The following is a 25,702-nucleotide window of genomic DNA, read 5'->3' as shown; positions in this document are numbered from 1 at the left end:
TTTTCAGGCGGTAAATTTAGCCAGTAGCTGTTCAAGAGATATCTTTCCCAGACTCACTTGCTGCAACGATATTTGCATCTCATCCGACTCGAGCACCATTTTGCCACCATTGAGATAGTAAAGCGCATACAGTTTGCTGTCTGTACCCTCTGGTATAGATGCCTCCTTCGCTTTTCTGAGCGCCTTAATTACCATGTCACGCTGAGTGCAATGTGGAAAATGTTGGCTTGAAGGCATCTTCTGCCATTGCGTTAATATGCTGCTGATTTCTGCTTTGTCCGTTATTTGTTGCCAGACCTCTTTGTCCAGTCGTACCACGTGGTCCATAGGATTTGAAGCTGTAGAAGTAGGAATATTAATTTGTTCCCATTGTTCGTTCCCTGGAACCCACCACTGCCCGATATCTCGGAATAAAAATGCATGCCAGTCATTTTCTGCCGATAGCACCAGAACCTTAAGAACCTGTTGTGCATAATAACGTATCAGAGAGGCTTTATTTTCCGGCCCGATAGCCACGCAACCTCTGGAAAGTTGTATCGCGACAGAAGAAAGATGTCGATTTGCAACAATAACCCCAATAATCCCCGGAAGATTTTCCAAATATTCCAGTAACTGAGTTTTATTTTTTGCTTCCAGAAGCCAGGGGCCGTACTCCTGAAACTCTTCCAGTTGCGGATGGATGTACAGGGAGTACATATATGAGGCATGTTCTGATTGAAATATCCGAAAATTTTCAGTGATCTGCGCGCCGGCTTCAAACAGCAGATAAATATGTGTGCCTTTTTTATCAGGTAATGCCTGGAGTAATGCCGTGGTATCCATAGTTATGCTCCTTGTACGATGGCACTGTTTGATTTAATGGCATTCAGCAGACAGGGGATGCAAATATTATCGATAATAGCAGGATACAATTCCTGTATACTCAGCGGCAATGTCGCCGCCCCCGCCGCCATCGTCCGCTTCACCCTGCGCATATAGGTCGCCGTGGTGCCGTACTCCACCCTCCCCGCCTCAAGCTTCAGGTAGCTGCCGCCGCCTATCAGCGTGATGCGCTTCTTGCCGGCAAACGAGATGTCACTTTCTGAGGTCAGGGTCAGCTTTTTCTCAGCAAACAGGCGCATATTAGCGTTCTGCGCCTGCACGTCTATCGGGCCCTCGCTGGCCTTCAGGCTCAGCTGCCCGGTGCGGGCAAACATCCCCAGCTTTTCCCCGACAAGCGCCGTCATATTCCCCATCACGCCGACGCTGATATCGCCCCCGGCGTTGATGGCGACGTTTTTCGCGGCCGCTATCTGCATATGCTCGCCGCTGGTGAAGGCCATGCCTTCCGGAGCGGAGAACAGTATCGCCTCGTTAAGCGGCTTCAGCCTTTGCTCAAACATCGCAATCTGGCTGTCGATATCCGCCTTCAGCGCCTGCGCCTGCTCTGCGGCCATCTCCAGCTGCTGCAGCTGCCGGTTGAGCCGGTCGATTTCCGCAAGCGCGGCGTCCATATCCAGCGCTTCGCCCTGGGCTTTTGGCTGCCCGTCCGCGCTGATAAACAGCCCTTTCCCGGCGCGGATGGTGCCCCGCTCGTCGGTGCGCAGCTCGGCGCCCGCACCGCGCGGCCTGCCCTGCGCGTCCACGATATGCCCGGTGTTCAGCTGCGTCCTGCCGTACTCCGTGGCGAGCTTGATATGCTCCTCGCCGCGCCTGTCCTCCATCCGCAGCTTGTTGCTGGCAGGCGTCCTCAGGACGTTGCGGGTATGGTTGTCGCGGTTAACGAGGTCGGGGTGTGCGGAGTCGTGCATGGCGTGGGAGATGTACGGCAGGTCGATGTCGCCGTTGCCGTACGCAATCGCCACCCCGGTGCCGTCGGTAAGCGGCATGTGCCAGCCGTACCGCTCTCCGGCATACGGCTTCGCCATGCGCAGCCACAGATAGCCGTAACCCTGCTCGCTGTCGTTGCGGTCAAAGTCCAGCCTGACGCGGTAGCGTCCGTGCGCATCCAGGTGCGCATAGATGTCGTTTTTCTCGCGACTCTCAATGCGGGCGGGCAGCGTGCCGTGGATTTCAGGGCGGGGGATTTCTTCCGGGCGGAAGCAGTAGCGTTCGCTGTACGGCATCCCTTCAACGCAAACATGCAGGCGGGTATCACGGGCGGCATGGTAAGTGACCAGGGTGACGATCACGCCGTCTCTCAGGGCGCTGATAACGTTGCCATCCGCCTCCAGCACCTGGCCGGGCGTCAGGCAGGAGGCGTTACTGTCCAGGCTGACGCGGGCAGATTTGTTCAGCTCGCGTTCGTGATGGATACGGGCGTAAAACGCGCCGCTTTCGGTTTCCGGCTCCGGGTCGGCATCATCCCCGGCTTCGCGGTAGGGTGCGGCGTAGCGGTAGTGTTCACCGGTTATAATGGCATCACTGCGCACACTCACTGCGGCATCCAGCGGCGTGGTGGCTGTGCGGTAGTTGTAGTCACGCGTGGCGACAGTGCCGGTGACCACATGATGCGAGGTGCGCACATCCCATACCGATTCCGCCGCACCGTCGTACAGGCCGGACGGCTCGCCATAGGGCAAATGCACATCAAACTGGTAGTTGAGCTGGCTGTCGGCAAAAATATAAATATCCAGCTCACGGGTGCTGTCCATCTCCGTGCGCCAGTAAATACCGACTTCGGACAGCAGCCGCTGGACAAATTCGAGGTCGGTTTCGCGCCACTGGGTGATGAGTTCACGCGCTGGATAGGTTCGTTCAAGCCGGAATTCAAAATCCGGCCCTTCCAGCCCGTGCTGGCGTAATACTTGCTCCACCACCTCCGGCACCGACAGGTCCTGGAATACGGCGCACCGGTGCGTATATGACAGCAGCGCCAGACGGGCGCTCAGGGTGGCTTTGTAATGCGACTGGTCCTTCGTCGTGGACAGCCACTCAAGGCGGGTAATGATGCCGTGGACGTTTTTACCACTGCGCATCCGCAGGGAGGCAAATTTCATCAGCACCTGTTCAGGGGCAATGTTTGCCTGCGCTGTGGTGAACTCAATATCCCAGCTGAACGGCTCGCTTAATGCTTCCCGTCCGCTGAATTTCAGCACATCAGGCTGCACGGTGCTGTCGCTGATAGCGAGAAAATAGCGCGCCTGCCCGTCAAAAAGGGCTAACCAGTTATCCATCGACTCACTCCTTCACCGGCACGAGGCTGAGCCAGCCGTCGCCCAGCTCGACGGTGCGGGGTTTGTCCGGGTCAAGATCGTCACGTGTCAGCACCATCCGCCAGCGGTTCTCCTGCATATCCGGGCGATTGAACAGGGCCACCACCGCCACGAACTGCGCGTTTTTATCCATCGGCATATTGAGCGACACGCTGCCTTTAGGCATCACCAGCAGCTCTTTTGAGGCCAGCACATCCTCTTTCAGCGCCGTATCGGCATTGCGCAGCAGCGTCTGGTAATCGGCGGCGTCGACAGCCCTGCGATCCCTGAGTTGATAGACTCTCACCATCGTCGCCAGCGGCATCTGCGCGCCATCAGCGTTAATGGCCGTACGCGGGGTGAGGTCCAGATGCAGCGTGTTGATCTTTTTATAAAAGATGGATTTTGTGAGACTGACGGTGCCGTCCTTGACGGTCTGGGTCAGGCCGCAGCCTGCAAGCAGACCACAGGCGATAAGCGTCAGCGGCCACCAGCGGGTTATTGTTGCCATTCAGAAGTTCCTTTCTTCCCCGTCATACTTCAGGTTGCAGATGCGTTGGCTGCACTCACTCGCCCCAGTCACCTAGTGAACTATGCTTCCAAGGACTTATTCGTTTGCCGCCATCCTGCTACCAGAGTTATTTTGGGGAAAGTTGATGAGTAATTATTCGAAACGGTAGCGGCCGTCTTCAGCTGGCAGCAGCACCTGGCAGTGCAGCCCTTCATAACAGCCCAGGCTGACGGTGAGGGTTTCACGGTTGTCGCTGAGTTTGCCGTCTTTCAGGCCGAGAAGACCGGTACGCCCCAGTTGAATTCGCCGGCCTTTACCCAGACGTGGCTCGGGAAGCAGCCGCACCGGCACAGTCAGGCGTAGCCGCGCATCACTGCGGTAGCCGAGATAAACGCGCATCAGGACCAGCAGGTCGGTATGAATGTGACCGCCGGGTAACCAGCCTTCTGCTTCCTCCGGATCTTCAGTGACGAGCGTCACGAGGACACGGCTGCAGGCTTCATTACCGGATTTACCAAGCGTAGCCCGTTGTTCAAGCCGAACACGGTTACCGGCACCCAGCCCACTCCGGTTGTCGACATGCACTTTGACCGGATCGGGTTCGGTAACGGTTGCCCGGGTGTGTGGTGCAAGTAGGCTGACCAGCGCACGGATGCCCTCCGCATTGCGGGTAGGCAACCGCATGGTGCCCAGCAGCGCCAGAAAACGAGACACCGATGTCCCCACATGCTCGGCTGTACCCGGAATACCTAGCCCCACCAGCCCAAGCAGGCACTGGGAGGTGGCGTCGCGCCCTCCGGTCTCAAACGTGGCCGGGTACGCGTATTTGCGCCAGATTCGGTAATACTGGGTGGTAATTCGATGGCTGAAGATATCCAGAAACGAGGTGACCGTCTCATGCCCTTCCCGACGCTGCGCGATATCATCCAGATACGCACCGGGGAGAGGTGAATCCACGCCATACATTCCAAGAAAGGTGGTGCGCACGGTCGGGGGACGTTCGGGATGATCTTCATCAGTCTCAACCGCTTTCAGGGTGCTGACCGGAAACCCCATCCCCGGCCAGGGGCGAAATCGCACCGGGTCGTTTGCCGGATGGCTGGTCGCCCCGAGCTTCGGTGAGCCGGGGTTTTCCTGTTCCAGCAGTTGGCAGAAGCGGTAAAAATTAGCGCGCCAGATCTCCTGATTGAGCGCGAGCGTCAGCCCGGTACGTGCTGGCGGTGATTTTCGTTCCATCTCAGTCGTTTCCCTGTCGGTTGCAGCACCAGCGTAAGCTGGTTAAAGAGGTGAACATCCGCATACAGCGCGAAGAAGCGGTGCAGCATCTCGCCAAAGAGGTTCACATCCCCCTCGCCTGCAAAGTTATCCATGTTCAGCGTGACCTCGATATCCACGCCCCGCAGCATAAAGCCTTTCTCGAAGCGTCTTATGAGGGTGTGTTTCACCGCAACAATGGCCTCAAGGCGACGGCGGTTCATCTCATCGTCGGTCCAGTCATACAGCGCCAGCGTGCCCCGCAGAACTTCAGGGTTATCCATCATGCTGAGGAAGTTAGAGCCCAGGTGGCTCATTACCCGCCAGTGGAAGCGGTCATTCGCCGGGGGATACAGGGGCATCGTCGGTGCGGAAACATTCAGCACCCGTACCGGAACTTTCCCTGCTTTGACGACCTTGTCCAGCAACGTACTTTCCAGCGCCTTGCGCGGGAGCTGGCCGTTGGTGCCGGTAATGCGCATTGAAAGGGATTCGGGTTTTTCAGACAGCTGATCCACCTCGAAAGATTTCCCTCCCAGAATTAACCAGGTATCGTGCAGACCGGACGCGCCGCGTTTCACTCGGGTGTGGAAATAGCGCTCCGGCGCATCGTGGCGCATCATGCCGCCCCGGTGTCGGAAGCTCGAAAATGGCACATACTGGTGCTTGCCGAGCTTCAGCGCGCCGTGGATATTATCCACGCTGTAAATCTCGGTGTGGCCGTCCTGGAGGCGCAGCGGCCGCAGAAGGTATTCATTTTCCAGCGGGTTCAGCGTCATCGGGTCGGCTTCAAGCGTGAAAAGGTTAATGACCGGCGCGCAGTGCAGGCGGAAGTTTTCCGTCTCAAACGGCAGGTCAGCTGACCAGGCTTCGCTGAGCACGATATCGATTTCAAACCAGGTGCTGGCCGCGTCAAGCCTGATAGTTTCAAGGCCACGTAGCTCTACGAACATAAACTTCGGACGGAAGCTGAAGTATTCCAGCAGCAGCTGGTAACCACTGAAGGCGGAATCGGCTTTTTGCCAAAGCCTGTCATGATCATCGAAGCCCATCGGCTTGCACCAGCCTTCAAACTTTTCCCGTTCGGTGCGGGTACCGGCATGACGGGCGTACATCGCATGAACGTGTCGGGTCATCGCCAGATGCAGGGCTGAGCTGACCGGGCTTTCGGCATTAAGAAAAATGGCAACCTTGCCGATCCCGGCCTTGCTCCAGTCCACTTTTTCCGGGCATTCGAAACGCAGACGAATAGCGGAGCGCCCATCGGTTTCGGTATGCAGACGTGCATCGGCAAGATGCAGTGGTTGTAAAGGCACATCGCGCGTAGTCCGGTACTGGCAGGCCGTTTTGTTCGGCCCCACCGGACGCGACAGCACGGAAAAGCCTTCCGTCAGCGTTTCAGCCTGGCGAAGGCTTTGCCACTCCGGGGAAAACTCAACGATGGCAAGTGACGGAATGGTCCGCATATAGTGCGGCCATAACAGGCTCACCAGCCCTTCGGTCAATTCCGGCAGATCGTCATCCAGCTTTTCACGCAGTCGCCCCATCAGGAAGGCAAAGCCTTCAAACAGGCGTTCTACGTAAGGATCGCGGGCACCGGGTTTGTCCAGATTGAGCATTGCCGCACGGTCCGGGTGCGCCCGGGCAAATTCTCTACCGGCCTCACGCAGGTAGCGCATTTCGGCTTCAAAATAGCGCAGGGTTAAGTCATCCATGCACGGGTTTCCTGATTATTAATAAATAGTTATCCACACAGCATCATGGAACGGGCAGGATCGATGGCGATCGGAGCCGCCATTAGCGTAGTTAGCGTTGGTGTCACCCGGCGTTAGCTGCGGGCAGCTTGAGGTATGTTCACACGCAGGCATAACGCCATTTCGTTAAGGCCATATTGTTAAGCTGTTGGGGTCATCAACAGGCGTAACGGCGAGCGGCACAACGTTAAAGATCGCATCCGGTAGTTTAAATCCCTGAAGCTTCAGCAACGCTAGCGGACCGTCGCCCAGCTCGCTGCGCATAACAAACTTAAGTGGGTTACCGTCCTGACTGATCCATACCAGTTGCGTACGGCCGGCATCCAGCGGAGTGAGCAGCGCCTTATCCAGTAGACGAATGAATCCCCAGTTACCCTGGTTGTTGGTATACAGCTGCATACCGCTATTAACGCTGCGCCAGCTGAGGCTGGCACCCGGATAATAGGTATTTCCTGGCCAGGTGAAGCTTTGCCAGCTTTCCATTTGGTTGAAGTAGTCCAGTTTCTGCTCATCAAGTGAGAGTTGAATACGGGCCACATCCGGAGAAGGCCGGGCCATTAATTCAAACCGTACGCTCGCATCCCCTTGGGCAAACACGATATCTGACAGTTCTGCCAGTTGATTAATCGCCCGGAGGAAATCAGGATTTACCTCCATCCCCTGGCTTGCAGAGGGATCAACGACCCAGCGATTGCCTTCCTGGTGCAGAATCCCACCGAGGTTGGTTTTCAAGAAAGTGGAAATGCGGCCGGAGTCGCTGCGCAGGAACTGGGCAAGCAGCGGCAGTGAGGCATCGCTACCGGTGGCCCTGAACGGATAGCGACCTGCAAACGCCTTGTTCCACTGATCCACAATGGTAGTCTGCCAGCGGGTATTCAGACTTCCCGCAGCCGGGGCCAGCACCTGCCTCCAGGCCAGATCCAGCGGCTGAACAAACAGCGACTGACCGAAGCCGCTCCACTCCTGCCCCAGGCTTGCCGCAACCAGACTGCCGTAATCACGGGTATCCGTCAGGTCGATGGCTTTCCCCTGGAACACGGTCTGGGCCAGCATCTGCGACATAGCCTGCGGATCCGGGGCGCTGGTGACCTGCTGAAGCTTGAGCCGCACCTGGGTTACACGGGCCAGCCAGGACTGGAAGCTCAGGTTGCCGTTATTTCCGGTACCTTCTTTTCCTTCGATAAGCCCTGTCAGTGGGCCAAACACAGCATCAAGCGGGCCTTTGGGTCCCTGAGCCTGCTCTATAACCTGTTTCGCGTATTTCTTTCTGCTCACGAGCTTTTTCGCTGAATCGACGATGGAATCTGCCAGCGCCTCACCCTTCTGACCGGTTTTACCTTGCCATGCCAGGGTGTTCATCAGCGCCACCAACGGTGACTGACGGATGTCACCAATCAGGTTCAACTGCGCAATGGCTTCGGAAAGCGAACTGGCTTCTTGCCACTGAATGCTGTTGACCATGTTGAGCCAGGCATTACCGAAGTCCGTAAAGTAGCGTTCGATCAGACGTGCTTTGAGCGCTTCCGGGGAAACGTCGTTCCCCGGTTGACGGGTTTTGTCCGTCAGTACCCAGTCAATTTCATCACGGCGAGTTTTGACGACCGCGTCAATCGCATCTTTAACCTGCTCTTCCCAGGCCTGACGGGTAAACATCCCCGGGACCATTTCTTCGGTACTGAATACGGTTGAGGCATCGGTGTCGCCGGTCATATCCGCCAGCGTTAAATCTGGCCAGTTGCTTGCTACGCGCTGAAGCATGTCCTGATACAGCCCGGATTCGGCGTTACGTTGGCCTATCTGCTTGAGCAGGATCTGACGCACGATGCCGATAAGTTCAGCGTCAGGCTTAATTTTCCATTCCGGATGATCCGGGAGATTTTGTGCATAAAAGCCCAGTAGTTTCGGTGCCATTTCCTGCCAGGCCCCATCCTGTACAGTCTGACGCTTTGGCCATGAGGCCAGCACATTTTTTGCCAGCCACCCCGCGTCCGCTTTATCCGGACGGGCCATCATCAGGTAACTTTTGAGTACGTCGTAGGTATGCTGAGTGCCCTGTGTGCGGGCGTCACTGGCCGGTGGTAACTTCACAAAGGCGGTCAGCTGTTGCTTCAGATGGTCTGCGGTGGCATCCCTCATCAGCTGTATGTTGTTCTTCGCATATAACGGCCAGAGCGCGGCCAGCGTGTCGCTGTCCTGATTCAGACCAAAACGGGTGTACCACGGCGCACCGGTGGCTTCACTATGTTGCAGACGGGCAATGGATTGCTGGAGCACGAGCTGGTTACGCAGGCGTTCAGTCAGCGGTAATGCGGCATCCGCCGCCTGCCTGGCTGTGTCCTGCGCCTGATAGATCTGAGCCCGGTTAACGACGAGAGACAGCAGTGTACCGACCCCCCACAGTACAATCAGGGAAAGCAGAATTAACCGCAGCATCTTCAGCCAGTCGAAGCCCAGATTCCTGCCGCTGACGGCATCACAGTCATCAATGACGGCTTTCCATGTCGGCGTGCCGAGACGTGTGTTCGGCACCGTTCCGGCAATGGCCAGTTCCGGACTGAACATGACCCCGCGTAAACGCCAGGCCGCAGATCCCTGCATCAGCCCGCTGAGCAAAACATTCAGACTGGCTTTCAGTTCGTGGCGCAGGCGCGAGGACAACTGAAGCAGGCCGTCATGTGCCGGATTATTCAGTATCTGTGCCATACCGACTTTTTGCAGGCGTTGCGCCAGCGTAGAAAACGCCTCTCCCGCCTCTTTTACGGAGCCATCCGGCCCGAATATGACCCCTGTTGCAGCCTTTTCCGCGTCCTGCTGAGCACCTTTGGCTTTGTGAGTCAGCCACAGCCAGACAGGAGCCTGCCAGCCCAGCTGATGGTCGGCTTTCTGGCGGCAACGCAAGAAAGCATCCCGTTCGCTATCCGTCGGGAGGGCTGAAGTACTCATCACCTGAATAATACCATCAACCGGCTGGCCAGATCGCAGGCGCTTCAGTTTTGAAAGGAAGATCTCATCCGGAAGTGACTGTGCATCACCGCCATAAATCAGTACGTTACCGTCACCTTCCTGCCACAGGTCATGACACAGACCCGGGGCCGCTTTCTGGACGTCGTCCGGGTTGCCCATCACCAGCAGGTGTCGCACCTTACGCTGCCAGCGGCGTCCATAGCGAAAGCGCAGGTGTTCAGACACAACGTCTTCGCTGAAAACCGGTTCATCGTCATCTTCTTCACTGGTAATGGTGTTCGTCACCGGAGTGATACTTTCAGCCTTTTTCTCCCCCCACTGGAAATACAATCCGGATTTACCGGCGAAGTCGAAAGCCTTCTCTATCAGCCAGCCGAGTAAAAGTATCGCAGCAACCATAATGGCGCAGAATGTGAGTATGCGCTGGCCGTCATATGGTCCGAAGCCGGTGGCAGAGGCCACGCTTTCCGGAAAGGCATAAAACAGAAATGCCACGATGACTGTCAGGAAAAAAGCGACAGTCACAACCGAGCCGATGAGAGTTTTTACTTTTACCTTAGACATTCTTAGACGATTCCTTGCGAACTTCTTCTTTGGTGATGACGGCGACCCAGATGTCGTCCTTGTCAGCGACGGGTTGTGCGGCGATAACCTGCGACCCTCGTTGTTCAACGTCAGTATTGGCAAGCGTGATGGCCAGCCATGGAGCAGCATGGCCGGTATAGCCCAGCACGGGATCGATACTGGAATTGTCTTCTGAAAGGCTAAATTCCACTCCACTCTTTTCGCAGGCATTATTCCAGCCGCTTCCCGACGTCAATGTGGGACCGGAGATCCAGCCTCCTTTGAGTTCATTGGGCCTGGTCTTCGCCCAGAGCAGCGCCCGGTTGAGCGTCTTTGTGAGCGTTGTTTCTGTTCCCCTTTCGGGGCGATGAAGGCGGAGCGCATCCGGCCAGGCATGGGCTTTGCGGTTGCTCAATACCACCATTGAGACAGCATCAGCATCTTCTTCCCGGGGAAACGCCGGTAACGACAGCGTGATGGCAACCAGAATGCCCGGGTTGTCCCATCCCTTGTCCAGCCAGGCATCAAACGCCGCCAGCCCTTTTCCGACCATCAGGCGAAAAATCCTGCCCGTCTTGAGTGAGAGATCGGCTTTAAGCTGCTCTTCAATCAGGGGATACAGATCGTTATCACAATCCAGCACCAGCCAGCATGGCAGCGCGGGCGGAAGCGGCTTGACTATCCCCTCTACACGCGTGGTCAGTTTATTAACCGCTGCTTTCAGGGCCTTCGTTAAATCTTTCTGATATTCTGGTAATGCCGCGTATCTGACCGGTTTGTCACATCCTCTTGGGCGAGAGAAGTCGATAGCGGGAGCTGCGACTTTCATTGCCTTCAGCAGGTCATCGGCTTTGTTTCCGGCTGGACTCTGAATATAAGTATCGAGGATCCAGGCGCAGCGCTGACCGCGCAGAATTTCACTGCCAATGAGCGCTTCTCGCTCGACATTTCGGGACTCGGCCCCCACCTGTTCGGCTTTGTAGACAAAACGGCGTAAGCCGAAAATAAGCCCCCAGGTGCAAAATGGAAGACCCAGAGCGGTGAACCAGAAGACAAATCCGGTTCGCTCTGACGACCAGCACCATAGCGTGAGCGCTATGCCCCCCAGCATGACAAACGCGAGGAAAAGCAGCCAACGGCCGGTGCCGGGACGCGCTACCTTAGGGGCCTTTTCAGGGATGGCATCCAGCCAGACGGGCATTATCAGGCAACCTTTGCTGCGGCAAATGAACTGATCAATGTGCAACCACAGGCACATTTGTGGCCGTGAAAGGCAACCGGGATACCATGATCAAGGTAATCAGGGTTTCCTTCTACGATGGTTGTAGGGCCATGTCCCGGAATCGGGCAGGACACTTTGTCGCCTTTACGGGCAACGCCAATACCGCCGAATTTCATCGTTTCTGAGGCGGTCAGTACTGAACCACCGTGGGTAGTTTTATCGCCTTTACGGATAATTTGAAGCATAAATTAACCTCATAATGTTCATTTAGGTTATATAGAAGAAAATTACGTGCTAATTTGGGTCTGTCACTCTACTTTTTCATCCATCACTATGCCTTTGATTTCATTATTTTTGATATCAAATGATAGTTCGTTGTTTTTAAATTTATATGTCATTTTATTCTTGTCTAATTTCAAAGGATTTCCATAGGCAGTAATTATATTTTGTGTCGTATCCCCTACGGTAATACCTCTACTGGTCATGTATTTTTTGCTGTTGACTGTAATTGTCGTTATTCTATACGAGTCGTAATCACTGCCTGTTTGCTGGTAGTTGATGTTTGATGAGCGGATTGTAAATCCACTCCAGAAGTTATCGAAGTATTTATACGTTTCATTGTCTACAGTAATGAAATTCCCTAAAATTCCAATGTCAGGTTGTTTATTTACTTCGCAGTCTCCCCATGTTTTATATAGTTGCTCATATGAACTACCTAGCTCGATATTTTTATATGGCGAAATAATGACAAAGTCAAACTTTGACACTTCCGGTAGAGAATGTGACGATTTAGTTGAAGCTGTATCTAATGTTTCAGACTTTAGCCAGCCGATTACAACAGAACCATTTTTTTTGGTGTAAGTTCCAAAAGTGAAATCATTACTTTTTAAGTAAGTATTAAAATCATCGCCTTTAATTAGAAAGAGGTCTGGTAATTTGTGCTTTTCGGATGGAGCAGAATAAAAAAAAGATTTATTTTGAACGGTGCTTTTGTTTACGAACTGTGTCCGAGAAGCTTGTTCCCAGTTTTCGTTGCAATTTGCAAGTGCAGAACCTGACAATAAAAAAAGAACCATTAAAGAATTGAATTTCACAATGAAGAATCCTTGTAAACTGGTATGTCGAAAGTAATATTCGCATCAGGAAATAAATCAAACATTCTTTTCATGTCATTTTTTTGGGCTAATGCCCAGTTGATATCCGTAGCATATTGACCTGTCGCAGGGGCTGCGGGGTTCCATCTCATCTTATATAGAGTGTTTTTTGAGATCCCTTTTTTGTTGATGAAATTTTCGGATATCCATCTAGCTCCGCCATCAATGGCTTCATTAACAGAAAACCAGCCCTTATTGTAGGCTAATTTTACGCCATTTTGAGGGTTGTTATTGAAAACACCAATTCCATACATGTTATATACAGTACGTCCATTGTATTCCTTGCTACCATTCGCAAATGAGGCTCTACCATTATTGGTTTCAAGTAAAGAATGTGATACAAGATATACTTCACTTACGTGATATTTTGCAGCCGCCTCCAAATATATGGAAGCCTTTCCTGAGAGGACTCCTTTGCCTTCTAATATTTTTGCAAGGTCATTTTCAGTCAAACCAGAAGGTGCTGAAAGGTCAACAAATTGATAAATATCAGCACCATTCATATGTTGCCCAGGGTTCATATAATTACGGACCTGTGCTCTGGTAACTGAACCCGTGTTGCCGTAAACCGGACGATTGCCACCAGTTAACGCCATTTGCTTACTTATCGCATCATCTAATGTACAATCATAATTGGTATAAATATAAGTAAAGCGGCTAATTTGTTTCAAACACCCTAAGAATTGCAATGGATGCATATGCCACAGCGAAGGCCCTATTTTTTCTTTTCTTTCTTTATTTACGTCCTGCATCCAGGCCATATTGTCGAGAAAATCTTCACTGTATTTCTTCCATTCAGGGGCGTCTTTCTTCAGCGCATTCAGGAAAGGTTGCCAGATAGCATCGCCTTTTTTGAAGTACCAGTCGCTGGGATGTTTTACTATTGTTTTTTGAATGACGTCACGATAGTCGGGATTATGAAGTGCTCTCCAGTATTCCATAGGAGAGTAACGGTCGCTTCCACTGTCAATTTTATCAAGAAGGCGCTGATAATTATGCTTAACCAGGGCATGACTGGTTCGCGTATCACCGGTCGCAGCCTCGTAAAGTGAGTTGAAAAGACTGCGGAAAAAACCAACAGGCTGGTTTTTTCCATCCAGGTAATCAAAGCTGACCGGTTCTGAGGTCTCAGTTTTGAACCCCAGCTTTGCCAGATCATACTGTGACAGTAATTGGGGCTCCGCCTGGCCTTTGGGCACGTAGGCATTTTCAGGCCGCAGCTGCCAGTATTCCTGTTTTGTTGATTTATCCGTTTCTACCGTGACTTTGTTCAACGGAAGAATGTTTGTCCGAGTTGTTGACGTCGCTCCCTTTGAGAAGGTGCCTTTCGCGACGTCTTTTGTGTACAGAGCAAGGCCAGGAGAATACTTCAGCCAGAGTGGGTTTTTCTCCCCCACTTTCTCTGGATTGGTCAGGAATTTTTCCAGGTTATCGTCCATGCTGGTACATTCAATATGCACCTGATATCTCGCCTCATATCCCCCATCCTTTGGGGCCTGATAGTAGCCCATATGCCCAATCGAGTCACCGGCCTTGATTGGGAGAGGTGAACTGAGACTAACTGTTTTATCAAATACCATGACTTCTTTTGCTGGTGGAACCAATTGATCCCACCAGCCAGGACCACTTCCTGGCGCCGGTTTTATGTTGTTATTGTCGACCAGCATCCAGACTCTTTGGCCCGATTTCAGTTTTCCGCTATCCGCATTCAGGGTCGCCAGTCCATAAGTACGTCCCCCCTGGGTGGCTGTGAGGGATGTATCTGAGGCATCCCAGGTAACAGGAGTCCCTTTGTTGACATTGCCTGCACTCGCTGGCCTCTGGTCGCTGCGGCTCAAATCCATAATCAACCAGTCGGCTTCTGAATAACCAGAGAGCGTATCCTGAGTTACCCAGTGGACTTTTTTGGCACTTTCATAGGCTGAATACGGCGCAAGATGCATATACAGGGTATAGAAATGCAGCCCGCTGGATTCCTTCTCACCCGGTTGAATGTAGTGTTTCACCAGTACAAACGAGCCGGAAAAGTTCAGCGGACCGGATTCCCATGCTAGCGTCAGATAATCCTTGCAGATACGATAAGCAACCACTTCCCCGTCAGCCATGCATCGCACAGCCTGCTCGCCTTTAAAAGCAACCGGGAAATCGAATGCCTCCAGAGGGGCTTTGCCACTGAGAGCACACCAAGGGGTCGTTGCATGTGTGATATGTATACCGCCATGCCACATCCCGCTACGGCCAATCGCGTATTGTCCGGTTGACTCCCCACCCAGATGTGAAAGGATATCCTCCTGGCTCCCAAATTCACTGCCTCGGTTGTTAGAGGGAATAGGCCAAACAATTTTAATTTTTCCTTTTTGGGTAGCCGAGGCGTTCTGCTCTGATGTGGTATTATCGCCATAACGATAAAGTGCATAGGGGATGTTTTGATCACGATATATCTGGGCAGGATAGAACCCCCTTTCCTGGACAAAATCAGATACCCAATGTGTACCATTAAACATCGCCATATGACCATGCACATGATATGGTGCTGCCTGGATTACGACAACATCCCCCACTTGCTGACCAGAAATTGTGAATACACCGCCAGTACGCACTGTTGTAGCGTTATCCACAACTTTAAAGTTATTTTCAAGCAGCCACGGGCCGTAATTTTTAGCTGATTCAATTCCTGAATTTTTTGCAGATGCCCCTCCAGCGATTAATGCTTTTTTAACATAGCGGGCACATTTTGACTCACCATATTTAAGCTTTTTATCTATGCCATTTTTGAAATTTTCAGCGTTAATTTTCGCCCTGGTCAGGGCTTGAGTGTTTAAAACACTAACTGCGACATTCTTGTCCAGCATTTATTCTCCCCCCTCTGCTTGTCGAGGGCAATAAATACTACTATGAGATATGGGCTTAACAGAATCCATTAACCAGTTCCCGTTTTCTTTAACCAGGTTAACGGCATACAGAGATACGCCCTTACCATATCCTAATGTTAGCTTCACTTGTGCGACTTGGTCGTTCTCTGAAACAGTTTCCACATTAATGCTGTCTTTCCATTCTTCACATATATCCTGAGCATCGACAAAATAATCACCACCCGATTCATCATTATCCCGCAGACTTCTTAGATGCTCAGTTGTATATTCAAAAATAGCTTTTTGAGTTAGTTTATCAGCTGATTCCATATCAGGTACTTCAGACGCGACAAGGTAATTATGATAAAAATTTTCAACAATTTCCCCAGGCATTGAACTATTGCCTGCTGAAGCTGAGGCTATATTAGCCACGCAGAATAAGCAGCAAGCAAAAATAATCTTCTTCAACATGAACGTCTCTCCGTAGATATATTGGTATTTGTACGAGTAGTCAAGGTGAGAAATTTAGTAAATGACCACGTTATTATTGTTCCGTTACGCTGGTTATTTTCCACTTCCCATCAATTCTTTCCAGAACAACCTTAAATTTAACTTTAGGCTCGGAACCCGCGCCTAAAATAACGTTGACTGAAGAGTCATTCTTTTTCTGAGATACATCAAAGGTACTTATACTTGCTTTCCATGAAGGATAAATATCTTGTGATTTTGAAAAATAATCTACATCAGTATCAACTCAAGCACCATGCCAGTTACAAATATAACGCCCTTTAAACTGCTTGCATTCGCGCTTTTGTGAACATTTCCTTTCGAGTTCTTCTGCCGACACTGAATCATCAGAATCATAATTACACATCATTAAGTCGTTAATGCTTTTCATTAATTCATCAGAAACATATTGGCTGAGAAATCGACTGTTGCCCGATGATTCTTCTTTCAAATATGACTTATAAAAATTGTACACGATGCTTTCTGGGCTTGTTTGCTCGGATGCCAGTGTAAAATTTGATAAACAAAGCAAAAATGCAAATAAAAACACATTACGCATATGAGGAATTAATGGACCCATCATCAGCCCTTAGTCATTGAAAGATTTGCTGTTGATTTTGCTTTCCTGAGTGATATCCGTCAGGCTGAAATTGGGTGTTTCATTGGGAAGGTTTGCGCCGGTACCCGGTACAAGATAGTTTGAAGTCTTCATTATGAAATCACCGGAGGAACCGTGTTCAATCCCGTTCTTACTCAGCCTCAGATACGACCCGCCACCGTTCAGCGTCAGTGTTTCTGGCGTACTAATAATAATTTCGTCTTCACTACTGGTCACCGTCAGCTGCTTTTGCGAGAACAGCGCCAGGGTATTGTGCTGCGCCTGAATCTCGACATCCCCCTGGTTGGCAACAATCTTCGCACCCTCTTTATGGACAAACAGACCCAGTGCCTTTTCCGCAGTCACTGACAGGTTCTTCATGGCACCTACATCGAGGTGCTGACCAGCGTTAATCATGGTGTTCTTCGTACTGCTCATCTGGAGATGTTCACCGGAGGTAAACGCCACGCCCTGGGGAGCGGTTGCCAGCAGCACGGCAGACTGGAGGTCTTTGAGCCGGTTTGTCATAAGGTTTATTTGGGTATCGATATCGGACGCCAGCGCACCGGCTGCTTCAGCGGCGCTGTTCAGGGACTGCATCTGGCTATTGGCCTGGTTCACCTGATTAACCGCAGGCGTCATTTCAAGCACCGCCCCCTGCGCTTTTGACTGTGCGTCCGCCGTCAGGAAGATGCCTTTGGCCGCACGTACCGCACCAAACTCGTCCGTGCGCAGCTCAAAGCCGGTGCCGCGTTGTTCACGCTGGGCGTTGACCAGATGGCCCATGTTCAGCTGGGTTTTGCCGTGTTCAGTAGCAAGTTTGATATGCTCCTCGCCCCGCTTGTCTTCCATACGCATCTTGTTGTTGGCCGGGGTCCGCCAGATGTTTCTCGTGTGATTGCCGCTGGTGACGTGGTCGGGATGTTCGGAGTCATGCTGGGCATAAGCGATATACGGGCGGTCCGGATCGCCGCTGTCGAATACCACCGACACCTCGGTGCCATCGAGGAGCGGCGCATGCCAGCCGTAGGTATCACCGGCATAGGATTTTGCCATCCGCAGCCAAAGGTAGGCATAGCCCTGTTCGGTGCCGTTACGGTCAAAGTCCAGCTTCACACGGTAACGCCCCTGGTCATCAAGCCAGGCGTAAGTATCACCTTTCTGGGAACTCTCGACACGGGCGGGCAGTGAACCGGAAATGACCGGCCGGTTAAGCAGTGCCGGACGGTAACAGACCGTCTCGCTGTACGGGATACCTTCAAACGTCATCTGGAAGCTGTCTTTACGCGAGCCGCTGGAGCGTACCGTAGTGATAACAATGCCGTCATTAACGACATCCGGCAGGCTGGCATCAGTTTCCAGAACCTGCCCCGGGGCCAGATGAGGACTGGAGGTACACCCGCTGACGGCCGATTGCGCATTCAGAATGCGTTCGTGGCGCAGACGAGCAAAGTAAGCGCCGGTTTCGGTGCTTTCTGTATCGCCCTCCGTCAGGAACGGCTCCGCGTAATGGTAGGTTTCACCTGTCGTGATACCCTCACAGCTGCTAATGCTTTCCGTGCTGTCCTTAGGCGTGAGTGCATCGCGGTAATTGTAATCCCGAGTCGCCACGCTACCACTGACAACGTGATAAGCCGTGTGAACATCCCAGATACTTTCCTGCCCACTGTCGCTCATCCCTGCCTGGTTGCGTAACGGCAGGGTCACGCCAAACTGGTAGTGCTCTTGGGTGTCCTGGAAAATCACCACGTCCTGTTCAAGACGGGCATCCATTTCAAAGCGCCAGAAAATACCCACTTCGGCCAGCAGACGTTGAACAAACTCCAGATCGGTTTCCCGCCACTGGGTAATCAGCTCACGGGCTGCGTACTCACGGGACAGGCGGAACTCAAAGTCCGCCCCTTCCAGCCCGTGCTTACGTAATACCTGCTCGACAACTTCAGTAACAGACTGATTGAGGAAAACCTCACTGCCTTTCGTATGCGCTAACAAGGCTATGCGTGGGACCAGTGCCAGGGCGTAAACGGTATCCTCTTTTGAAGTGGAAATACGTTTAAACGACTCGACCACGCCATAGACAGTACGCACAGGGATAGCGGGAGCCTCGGTAAACACCGGCGTCTGGAGCGTAAAAGATGCGGGTTTTAACAGTAACGTCGCACTGTTGATATCCTTTGTTGCACAGGTAACGGAGATGTCATAACGCCATGGCTGGCTCAACGACTCGACCGAATTGAATTTCAGGACATCAAGAAATTCAGCACAGTCATGAACATCCATCCAGTAGCGGGACTGACCAGGCAGTCGTCGAGCCAATCCCTCAGTAATATTTGCCAGAGAACCATTCATCCCAGGAATCCTTTAAATATAAATATCCTTTGAAGTAGTTGAGCCACTCCAGAATTTATCGATACGTATTGACGCATTACTTAGAGGTGCTGAATTAAGAAATCCGTTTCCAACACTTATTATCAGAAATTACAAATCAAATATCGACAATATACCGACAACCTCATTCAATAATGAATAACGTTCGTTTTGCAAACAAGTTCAGACGCTAAAAAATAAAAATAAAGATGATGCTTAATTCTTATGGCATCAAAACTTTCACTCTTCTTCACCACCTAAAAAAACGATACGTTCCTGCGTGAGTTTTTCCTGACATTGGTATATTTTAACTCGTTGTTCCGCAGGCGTAGTTGAGAGCTCTGCGTCAGATAACTTCCCACATTTAGCTGCTTTCTGATTCACCCACACCCCCTGTTCTCGACGCATTGAATTTCTTGCGGACTCAGGAAGACCTTTCCAAACCTGATTCAAGTAAATGTCGGATTCATCGTATTTATGCTTAGCAATCACCACCCTGCTTTGACCATTCCCTTGAATAATAGTCTCTTTATCGACCCCCATCAGGGATGACTGATAGAGGGAAAGCGTAATCTCGTTATAGTTACTTAAGTTATCCAGCTGGATATCTTTACCGTTATCTGCCAACTTCAGTTGATACGTCACATTCTTCCAGACTACATTCCCATTATTAAACTTCCCACTTCCCTGAGTGATACGATAGAGCCTTGTTGGATCATCACCAATGACAGTAAGCGTTGCGGGTGAGACTTTAAAGGAAATGGACGCGCTACAGCTCAACTCATCATCTTTAGTCCGCATCGTTGAAATGTTTGAAGCAGAGATATTTATTGCATCAAGTTCACCTTGATAGTCATTTAGCGACCTGCTGAATCCACTTTTCCCGGCCGCAAGATATTTACTCTGCAGTACCCCTGACGCTTCATCCTTAATATATTTCAGGATGGCATTGTTCGCATCTTCTCTTCCACACTTAAAGTCATTTGAGTCAAATAAGCCCGCAGAAGCCCCCTGAGATAACAATGAAAGAATTGATACTGCTATAAACTTCTTATACATATTTATTGTTCCTTAATTTTATTCAACTATAAAAAATATTGAACTGATGAATAGTTTCCCGACAGACGCCTTTCTTCACACTGCGGCAGCCAAAGGGAAACCGGCTAACATTCGATGACTTGTTTATGCTGCGTGAATGTCCGACCGATTGACCTGCATCACTTTGCTTGGTTATCTCAGATTCAGGGCACGCTACCGCCCATCGCTATTCCTTTTGATTAGGAGACCAAAGCGCATAAGGTTGCAGGTTAGTGCTCAAAGTAACTTGTGGAGCTGTCCGGGCAGATAACGACAAAATCCACCTTACGGGATGACTTTCATCAGCCCGTTTGGGCTTTACGCGGCAGTACGTTCTTTGCTGGTGTCGGAATGAATGATGCTGCCGACACCCTTCAGCCACATATAGGCTGCAGTTACCACGTTTTTATTTCTCCATTTCTTGTGTCACAACGCCAACTTCTCCCTGTGATGCAGTCTTATTGCCTGACAGACGACAGGCATCTGCCTGCGGCACCAGACTGATCTCCACACGCCGGTTATGCGCACGGCCTTCAGGGGTATCGTTAGAAGCAATCGGACGGCTGTCGCCGTACCCCTGCACCGCAAAACAACTTTCCGGCACATCCCCCGTATCCCGCATCCAGTTGCGAACGGATTCCGCTCTTTGCAGTGAAAGTGACTGGTTGAGCGACACGCTGCCGGTGTCGTCCGTGTGACCGCTAACGACGATCAGCCAGCCCGGTTTGGCTTTAATGTCCACCAGCGCGTTGACGAGGATTTTGGTCGAGCCGTCTTTCAAACGTGCTTTTCCGGAATCAAACAGCGACATGCTGTCAAGACGGACAATTTTTGGAACAGGCTTGGGTGCAGGAGTCGGCCGAGGAAGATACGTATCAATTGTCCGTTGCAGGGCAAACCACAGACGCTGTCCGGGATAATAGCCAAGGCTGTAGCGGATGGGTTCACCCTGACGCTGCCAGCGTTCAAGTAGAAGAGCATCCTGTTTCAGCACCGCAAGTGATTGTGCTTTAGGTACGTAATGATCCATTGGAATAGCGGACCAACGCTGGAGATCGTTACTGACCTGCCGGATCAAGTCCCGGTTATTGCATGCAGAAAAGCCCAGCGCGGCCAGGGCACACAGCCACACCAACATCACCAGGCTGCGGGTACGCTGACCCCCCTGAGTCGGGGAGGCAAAAGGAGCAAGCAACGGCAGAACCGCATCGGGAAAACGGCTGGCTGCATCGTCGGCTGCGACCGCGCATGACAACTGCAAACAGGAACGTAAATACAACCAGCGAGACCAGAGTGAATGAGTTTCAGGCATGGTTGCACCGAGGCGTAATGTCACGGCGAACGGGCGAACGGGAGGGATGAGCCGGTCAGCCTTATCCAGTTCATCGAGTAATGTCTCCCGGATAAAAGCGAATGCCTGGCCGAGAACCGGGAGAACCACGAGATTATTTTCCGTCTGCTGCCAGTCCACCAATGCCTGAGGTGGCTCACTTGACGAACACACTACCGGACTGTCTCCGCGAACAATCACCCAGGGTGTCACTGGCCCTGAAAACTCGCAGCTCACTACCACCGGCAGCGTAAATCCGGTCAGTGCTTTCATCTGACGAACCTGCTGACGGAGTGTTTTCAGTGAAGATCGCAGAACTGGCTCATCCTGATGTTTGTCGGGCAGACACCTATACATCACCGAAAGCTGTCCGGCCTGACGGGGTTGCTGCATCAGTATGTTGCGCACAACATCCGTTAACCGGCTGACATCGCCAACCAAGTGCCACCATCCTTGCGCGGTCTTCCTGAGTTGTTGCCCCTGAAATAACGCCTCAAGGTCATCGCCACACACCAGAACAATCGGTCCTTGGGTATCGAGTAACGGCAGTTCGACCGATAATTCGGTTTCGTCAGACTGCGGCGTGCTATACCGGCAGTTTTTCCAGACAGTCCAGCCAGCCACAATAAATAGGACGACCGTTGCCAGACTCTTCAATGCGTTACTGAGGGGGATGAAATACCAGAGCAGCCACAGCAGCGCCGCAGCGCCTGCCAGAGTATGTATAACAACCGATACGATGACTGATTTACGCATTACGGTGTCAGCCCCGGAATTTGCGCAGACAGCAGCGCCTGAAGCCACAGATGCCCACCCCACCAGGTAGCCGCAGTCAGGAGAACCGCCAGCACAATCCAGAACCAGACCGAACGCATCAGGCTGTAACGATGTTTGCCCGTCCGGTGAACCACGAGAGAGAGTCCCGCATCGGGTTGAGGAACACGCTCTGAAAGGGCTTTGATCACTTCATCACGCTGCGTCTGGCTAACCGCCTTAAGGCTATATTGCCCTTGAAAACCCAGTGCGATTACACGGTGAAAGCAAATCAGGACCGCATCGAGGGGTGCTGGCTGGTGCAGTATTTCGGCAATGCGGTCCCACAAAGCCTCACCGGCGTAAAGGGAGCCATAGAACCTTGCCTGTAGCGGTGCTTTACGCCAGGCTAACTGACCCGCATCAAGCGTTACCTCGTCATTATCTTCCGGTTTTTCAGCTTTACGCCCCATCACGGCCTCATCCAACAGGGCACACTGAGCATAGGAAATATGATCGATACTGTCATCGTCATACCCGGCACGCTCCAGCGCCTCACGAACGCTTTCAACCTGTCTGACACATTTCTCATAAAGAGCCGTGCCGTCAGGTGTGACGGCCCCCTTCTTCAGCATGGTGACAGTAAGCCAGGTTTCTGCCATCAGCTGGTCAATATCAATGTCTTGTCTCATGAGCGAAGCACCGCAAAGAGTTCAAGTTCCAGTGTTCCCATTAGGGCAGGGACATAGAACATGCATACGCCCTGCTCCTGCATCTCACGGGCGGCAGCACTTTCCATATCGAGCGCGAAATATTGGTTTTCCATACGCACAGGCAGTGCGGCAGGGACTCGGCTTACAGGAATCAGTGGGATCCCTCTAAGTGCGGCGCTGTAAATTTCATTCACTTCATCGGGCGACCCTGCCTGGCAAAGTGCCGGGAATCTTTCGGCAATCTGCCAGGCCGGAACGTCGGAGCGGACGGAAAGATACAGGTCGGCTTCTTCACGTAGGCGTATATCGTGCAGGCTTGCTTTCCATGTCTGTTCATCAGGCCGCGACATTTCCAGTGCGATGACTCTTGATGGAAGACTGGCTTCCAGCAAACCGGTGATTAGCTCAAATAATGGCGGGAAAGCGTTGGCCGGTTGTGCATGGTCATAACCCGGGATCGCATCAAGGTCGTGATCCAGAGAAAACGTCAGCATGCTGCCAGCCAGACGTGCGAGCTCTGCCCATACGAGTTCGGGATGACGGGCCGGGAAACGTTCATACTCTGCCAGCACGCGGGCGTGGGAGTTCAGCGCATTTAAAAGCCAGAAAAGAGAAACGTCTGCAACCGCAAAATCAGCCAGACGCTCGTTGCTCTCACGACGCATCGACATCAGACGCTGGCGGCGGGAGCGAAGCTGACGATTGAGTAAGACCAGGCGCTCACGGAGCGACGGACTTGCTGAAAATAATGCCAGCGGTGGAATAAACGTCGGATCCTGACGCCATCCCTCCTGCCCGTCTCTGATAAGGCGAGCGACCGGACAGGTTTTCCAGGACTCATTACTTTCATGGGCAAAACGGATGGAATAATTGAACCGGGCGACGGCCATGGACTCTTCTTCAACGCCAAAAGCATCCTGAACGGTCACCCATTCCTCACGATAGCGAAGCGGCCTGTCGGCAATAACGCTTTCCTGCTGAACGTTGGTTATTCCGGGCTGCATCAACGGCAGCGCAATGACCACGGTAACTACATCGTGGCCTGCAAGTAGCGCTGCGTCCAGTTCCCGGGGAACGGGTGGCAGCTCACTGCTCTGTGCATCAATAAGAGAGCCATCCTCAAGCCACAGCCTCAACTGCAAAATCTGGATAAGCCCTGATGAAAGCAGCCTGTCGTCAAACTCGACTTTTTCTATTCCGTATGGGAAAGGAGATGCCAGTGCCGACACCCCGGCACTGCGAAACGATTCCCACTCTGCCTGCTGCTGGAACTGCTGAGGGGACAGCAAAGCCCCCTCGTTCCACAGTGGACGGTAAATTTTCATCCCTGCAACCACCTTATCCTTTAGCTTTTGGCATCTGCGAAACCAGCGACAGATTCACGTCCATGCCTTCCACCTGGAAGTGCGGCACGGCGTACAGCTTCACGCGGAAGAAGCCCGGATTGTCTTCGATGTCTTCCACGGTCACCTTCGCATCGCGCAGCGGGTGAGAGGCCTGCAGCTCGTCGCCCGGATCGGTCATCTCGGTGACCAGCGTGCGCACCCAGGTGTTCAGCTCCAGCTCCAGCAGACGGCGGTCCTTGGTGGTGCCGATGTTTTCACGCTGGATAAGCTTCAGGTAGTGGGCAATGCGCGACAGCAGGAAGATGTACGGCAGACGCGCGTTGATGCGGCTGTTGGCGGTCGCATCGGCGGTGTCGTACAGCGCGGGCTTCTGCGCGGAGTTCGCGGAGAAGAAGCACGAGTAGTCGCGGTTTTTGTAGTACGACAGCGGGATGAAGCCGAGGTTGGCGAACTCGAACTCGCGGGTTTCCGGGATCATCACCTCACTCGGGATCTTCACCTGGTTGCCGGTGCCGAGATCGTACAGGTGGATCGGCAGATCGGTGACGGCACCGCCGGCCTGCGGGCCGCGGATCTGCACGCACCAGCCGTTCTTGATGAAGCTTTTCACCATGTTGGCGGCGAAGGCAAACGACGCGTTGGTCCACAGGTATTTCTCGTGGTCCGGGCCTTTGACTTCTTCAACATAGTTGAAGCTGCGCACCGGCACGGTGTCCGGGCCATACGGCAGGCGGCCGAGCACGCGCGGCATGGTCAGGCCGATGTAGCGGGAATCATCGGTATCGCGGAAGGATTTCCACTTGATGTATTCGGCACGGTCAAAGTAGTTGCCGATGTCTTTGATGGCCGCCACTTCTTCCATGGAGTCTTTCAGGAAGAATTTAGCGCCCACGGCGCCAATAAACGGCATGTGCGCGGAGGCAGAAACTTTGGAGATGTTGCGCAGCAGCGCCACGTCCTGGGCGGAGGCGTCAAACTCATAGTTGGAGATGACGGCACCGATTGGCTCGCCGCCCGGGGTGTCGTATTCCTGAATGTAGGTGTGGTGATACAGGCCGGTCTGGATGATTTCCGGGCTGTCCTCGAAGTCCTGACGCAGGTCGTCTTTGGAGACGTCCAGCACTTCGATTTTGACGTTCTGGCGGAAATCGGTGCGGTCCACCAGCGACTTCAGGCCGCGCCAGGCGGATTCCACCTGCTGGAAAGCATCATGGTGCATGACCGCGTCCAGCTGGCGGCTTATCTGGTAATCCAGCTCGGCGATATGGTGGTCGAGCAGGGTTTTGTCGAGTTTCTCAACGGCCTGTCCGGACTGCTTCAGACGCTCAAGGAACACCTGCACGGCGGCAGTAACGCGCTGGTCAGCGGTCACGTCGGCGAGGGCGGAACCGTCCTGGAAGTCATTCAGGTCGCCAAGTCTGGCAACCGGCGTCAGGTTGATTTTCTCGAACAGCGAAGCATAGACACCGCCAGTCTGCGGCTGTTCCAACACTGTAGTTTTGCCTGAAGAGGTTTGTTTTGATTTCACTGACATAAGCATTGTCTCGCATTAATCCATTAAAG

The 25,702-nt window shown here is 52.5% G+C and carries 18 protein-coding genes and 1 pseudogene; all 19 read right to left on the bottom strand.

Translation table 11 applies throughout. The features are described from left to right. Window positions 1–3: 3 nt before the first annotated feature. The 19 genes and pseudogenes from ACSPHG_RS09085 to tssC all read right to left on the bottom strand — a co-directional run bounded on the left by ACSPHG_RS09085 (window position 4) and on the right by tssC (window position 25,679). Entirely contained in the window at window positions 4–822 is an 819-nt protein-coding gene (locus tag ACSPHG_RS09085; protein WP_435953147.1) for a DUF4123 domain-containing protein, read from the bottom strand. Window positions 823–824: 2 nt separating this feature from the next. Then, entirely contained in the window at window positions 825–3,155 is a 2,331-nt protein-coding gene (locus tag ACSPHG_RS09080) for a type VI secretion system Vgr family protein (RefSeq protein WP_435953146.1), read from the bottom strand. 4 nt (window positions 3,156–3,159) lie between these two features. After that, entirely contained in the window at window positions 3,160–3,684 is a 525-nt protein-coding gene (gene tssJ / locus ACSPHG_RS09075; RefSeq protein WP_435953145.1) for a type VI secretion system lipoprotein TssJ, read from the bottom strand. Window positions 3,685–3,837: 153 nt separating this feature from the next. Then, window positions 3,838–4,920: a type VI secretion system baseplate subunit TssG gene (tssG, locus tag ACSPHG_RS09070; protein WP_435953144.1), complete on the bottom strand. Its 1,083-nt coding sequence runs from the start codon at window positions 4,918–4,920 to the stop codon at window positions 3,838–3,840. Further along, window positions 4,884–6,653 carry a type VI secretion system baseplate subunit TssF gene (gene tssF, locus ACSPHG_RS09065; RefSeq protein WP_435953143.1) on the bottom strand — a complete coding sequence of 590 codons (1,770 nt, stop codon included), beginning with the start codon at window positions 6,651–6,653 and terminating at the stop codon, window positions 4,884–4,886. The genes tssG and tssF overlap by 37 nt, the downstream gene beginning before the upstream one ends. Window positions 6,654–6,818: 165 nt before the next feature. Then, window positions 6,819–10,220, bottom strand: a complete 3,402-nt coding sequence (locus ACSPHG_RS09060; RefSeq protein ID WP_435953142.1) for an ImcF-related family protein — start codon at window positions 10,218–10,220, stop codon at window positions 6,819–6,821. After that, on the bottom strand, window positions 10,213–11,421 hold the full coding sequence (locus ACSPHG_RS09055; protein WP_435953141.1) for a KPHS_23130 family T6SS system protein: 1,209 nt from the start codon (window positions 11,419–11,421) through the stop codon (window positions 10,213–10,215). The genes ACSPHG_RS09060 and ACSPHG_RS09055 overlap by 8 nt, the downstream gene beginning before the upstream one ends. A 2-nt stretch (window positions 11,422–11,423) precedes the next feature. Then, a complete protein-coding gene (locus tag ACSPHG_RS09050) occupies window positions 11,424–11,687 on the bottom strand; it encodes a PAAR domain-containing protein (RefSeq protein WP_435953140.1) in 264 nt (87 codons plus the stop codon). Between the two features lie 63 nt (window positions 11,688–11,750). Next, window positions 11,751–12,536, bottom strand: a complete 786-nt coding sequence (locus ACSPHG_RS09045) for a hypothetical protein (RefSeq protein ID WP_435953139.1) — start codon at window positions 12,534–12,536, stop codon at window positions 11,751–11,753. Then, window positions 12,533–15,106: an N-acetylglucosaminidase gene (locus ACSPHG_RS09040; RefSeq protein ID WP_435955984.1), complete on the bottom strand. Its 2,574-nt coding sequence runs from the start codon at window positions 15,104–15,106 to the stop codon at window positions 12,533–12,535. The genes ACSPHG_RS09045 and ACSPHG_RS09040 overlap by 4 nt, the downstream gene beginning before the upstream one ends. Before the next feature lie 342 nt (window positions 15,107–15,448). After that, complete coding sequence (locus ACSPHG_RS09035) at window positions 15,449–15,919, bottom strand: DUF3828 domain-containing protein (RefSeq protein ID WP_435953138.1); 471 nt, start codon at window positions 15,917–15,919, stop codon at window positions 15,449–15,451. Between the two features lie 73 nt (window positions 15,920–15,992). Further along, a pseudogene (locus tag ACSPHG_RS09030) lies at window positions 15,993–16,181 on the bottom strand (DUF3828 domain-containing protein); the annotation flags it as partial. 21 nt (window positions 16,182–16,202) lie between these two features. Further along, complete coding sequence (locus ACSPHG_RS09025) at window positions 16,203–16,538, bottom strand: hypothetical protein (protein ID WP_435953137.1); 336 nt, start codon at window positions 16,536–16,538, stop codon at window positions 16,203–16,205. A gap of 6 nt (window positions 16,539–16,544) precedes the next feature. Continuing rightward, window positions 16,545–18,902, bottom strand: a complete 2,358-nt coding sequence (locus ACSPHG_RS09020) for a type VI secretion system Vgr family protein (protein WP_435953136.1) — start codon at window positions 18,900–18,902, stop codon at window positions 16,545–16,547. 258 nt (window positions 18,903–19,160) lie between these two features. Next, on the bottom strand, window positions 19,161–19,979 hold the full coding sequence (locus ACSPHG_RS09015; protein WP_435953135.1) for a lysozyme inhibitor LprI family protein: 819 nt from the start codon (window positions 19,977–19,979) through the stop codon (window positions 19,161–19,163). Window positions 19,980–20,403: 424 nt separating this feature from the next. Then, window positions 20,404–22,083 carry an OmpA family protein gene (locus ACSPHG_RS09010; RefSeq protein ID WP_435953134.1) on the bottom strand — a complete coding sequence of 560 codons (1,680 nt, stop codon included), beginning with the start codon at window positions 22,081–22,083 and terminating at the stop codon, window positions 20,404–20,406. Next, window positions 22,083–22,772, bottom strand: coding sequence for a type VI secretion system protein TssL, short form (tssL, locus tag ACSPHG_RS09005; RefSeq protein WP_435953133.1), 690 nt, complete (start codon window positions 22,770–22,772; stop codon window positions 22,083–22,085). Before tssL ends, ACSPHG_RS09010 begins: the two co-directional genes overlap by 1 nt. After that, entirely contained in the window at window positions 22,769–24,118 is a 1,350-nt protein-coding gene (gene tssK, locus ACSPHG_RS09000; protein ID WP_435953132.1) for a type VI secretion system baseplate subunit TssK, read from the bottom strand. Before tssK ends, tssL begins: the two co-directional genes overlap by 4 nt. Window positions 24,119–24,131: 13 nt before the next feature. Beyond that, window positions 24,132–25,679, bottom strand: a complete 1,548-nt coding sequence (tssC, locus tag ACSPHG_RS08995) for a type VI secretion system contractile sheath large subunit (protein ID WP_435953131.1) — start codon at window positions 25,677–25,679, stop codon at window positions 24,132–24,134. Window positions 25,680–25,702: the final 23 nt, after the last annotated feature.

Origin of the sequence: Dryocola baronae (assembly GCF_051297175.1) — a bacterium.
Lineage (GTDB): Bacteria > Pseudomonadota > Gammaproteobacteria > Enterobacterales > Enterobacteriaceae > Dryocola.
Note: the sequence above shows the minus strand (reverse complement) of the source record. Positions and strands in the feature narration are given on the sequence as shown.

Excerpts from the sequence above, each read along its gene's own strand:
- tssK (WP_435953132.1), bottom strand. The coding sequence starts at position 24,118 with ATGAAAATTTACCGTCCACTGTGGAACGAGGGGGCTTTGCTGTCCCCT.
- ACSPHG_RS09035 (WP_435953138.1), bottom strand. The coding sequence starts at position 15,919 with ATGTTGAAGAAGATTATTTTTGCTTGCTGCTTATTCTGCGTGGCTAAT.
- ACSPHG_RS09050 (WP_435953140.1), bottom strand. The coding sequence starts at position 11,687 with ATGCTTCAAATTATCCGTAAAGGCGATAAAACTACCCACGGTGGTTCA.
- ACSPHG_RS09025 (WP_435953137.1), bottom strand. The coding sequence starts at position 16,538 with ATGATGGGTCCATTAATTCCTCATATGCGTAATGTGTTTTTATTTGCA.
- tssC (WP_435953131.1), bottom strand. The coding sequence starts at position 25,679 with ATGCTTATGTCAGTGAAATCAAAACAAACCTCTTCAGGCAAAACTACA.
- ACSPHG_RS09020 (WP_435953136.1), bottom strand. The coding sequence starts at position 18,902 with ATGAATGGTTCTCTGGCAAATATTACTGAGGGATTGGCTCGACGACTG.
- tssJ (WP_435953145.1), bottom strand. The coding sequence starts at position 3,684 with ATGGCAACAATAACCCGCTGGTGGCCGCTGACGCTTATCGCCTGTGGT.
- ACSPHG_RS09015 (WP_435953135.1), bottom strand. The coding sequence starts at position 19,979 with ATGTATAAGAAGTTTATAGCAGTATCAATTCTTTCATTGTTATCTCAG.
- ACSPHG_RS09040 (WP_435955984.1), bottom strand. The coding sequence starts at position 15,106 with ATGGCGATGTTTAATGGTACACATTGGGTATCTGATTTTGTCCAGGAA.
- ACSPHG_RS09055 (WP_435953141.1), bottom strand. The coding sequence starts at position 11,421 with ATGCCCGTCTGGCTGGATGCCATCCCTGAAAAGGCCCCTAAGGTAGCG.
- ACSPHG_RS09085 (WP_435953147.1), bottom strand. The coding sequence starts at position 822 with ATGGATACCACGGCATTACTCCAGGCATTACCTGATAAAAAAGGCACA.
- ACSPHG_RS09060 (WP_435953142.1), bottom strand. The coding sequence starts at position 10,220 with ATGTCTAAGGTAAAAGTAAAAACTCTCATCGGCTCGGTTGTGACTGTC.
- tssF (WP_435953143.1), bottom strand. The coding sequence starts at position 6,653 with ATGGATGACTTAACCCTGCGCTATTTTGAAGCCGAAATGCGCTACCTG.
- ACSPHG_RS09080 (WP_435953146.1), bottom strand. The coding sequence starts at position 3,155 with ATGGATAACTGGTTAGCCCTTTTTGACGGGCAGGCGCGCTATTTTCTC.
- tssL (WP_435953133.1), bottom strand. The coding sequence starts at position 22,772 with ATGAGACAAGACATTGATATTGACCAGCTGATGGCAGAAACCTGGCTT.
- ACSPHG_RS09010 (WP_435953134.1), bottom strand. The coding sequence starts at position 22,083 with ATGCGTAAATCAGTCATCGTATCGGTTGTTATACATACTCTGGCAGGC.
- tssG (WP_435953144.1), bottom strand. The coding sequence starts at position 4,920 with ATGGAACGAAAATCACCGCCAGCACGTACCGGGCTGACGCTCGCGCTC.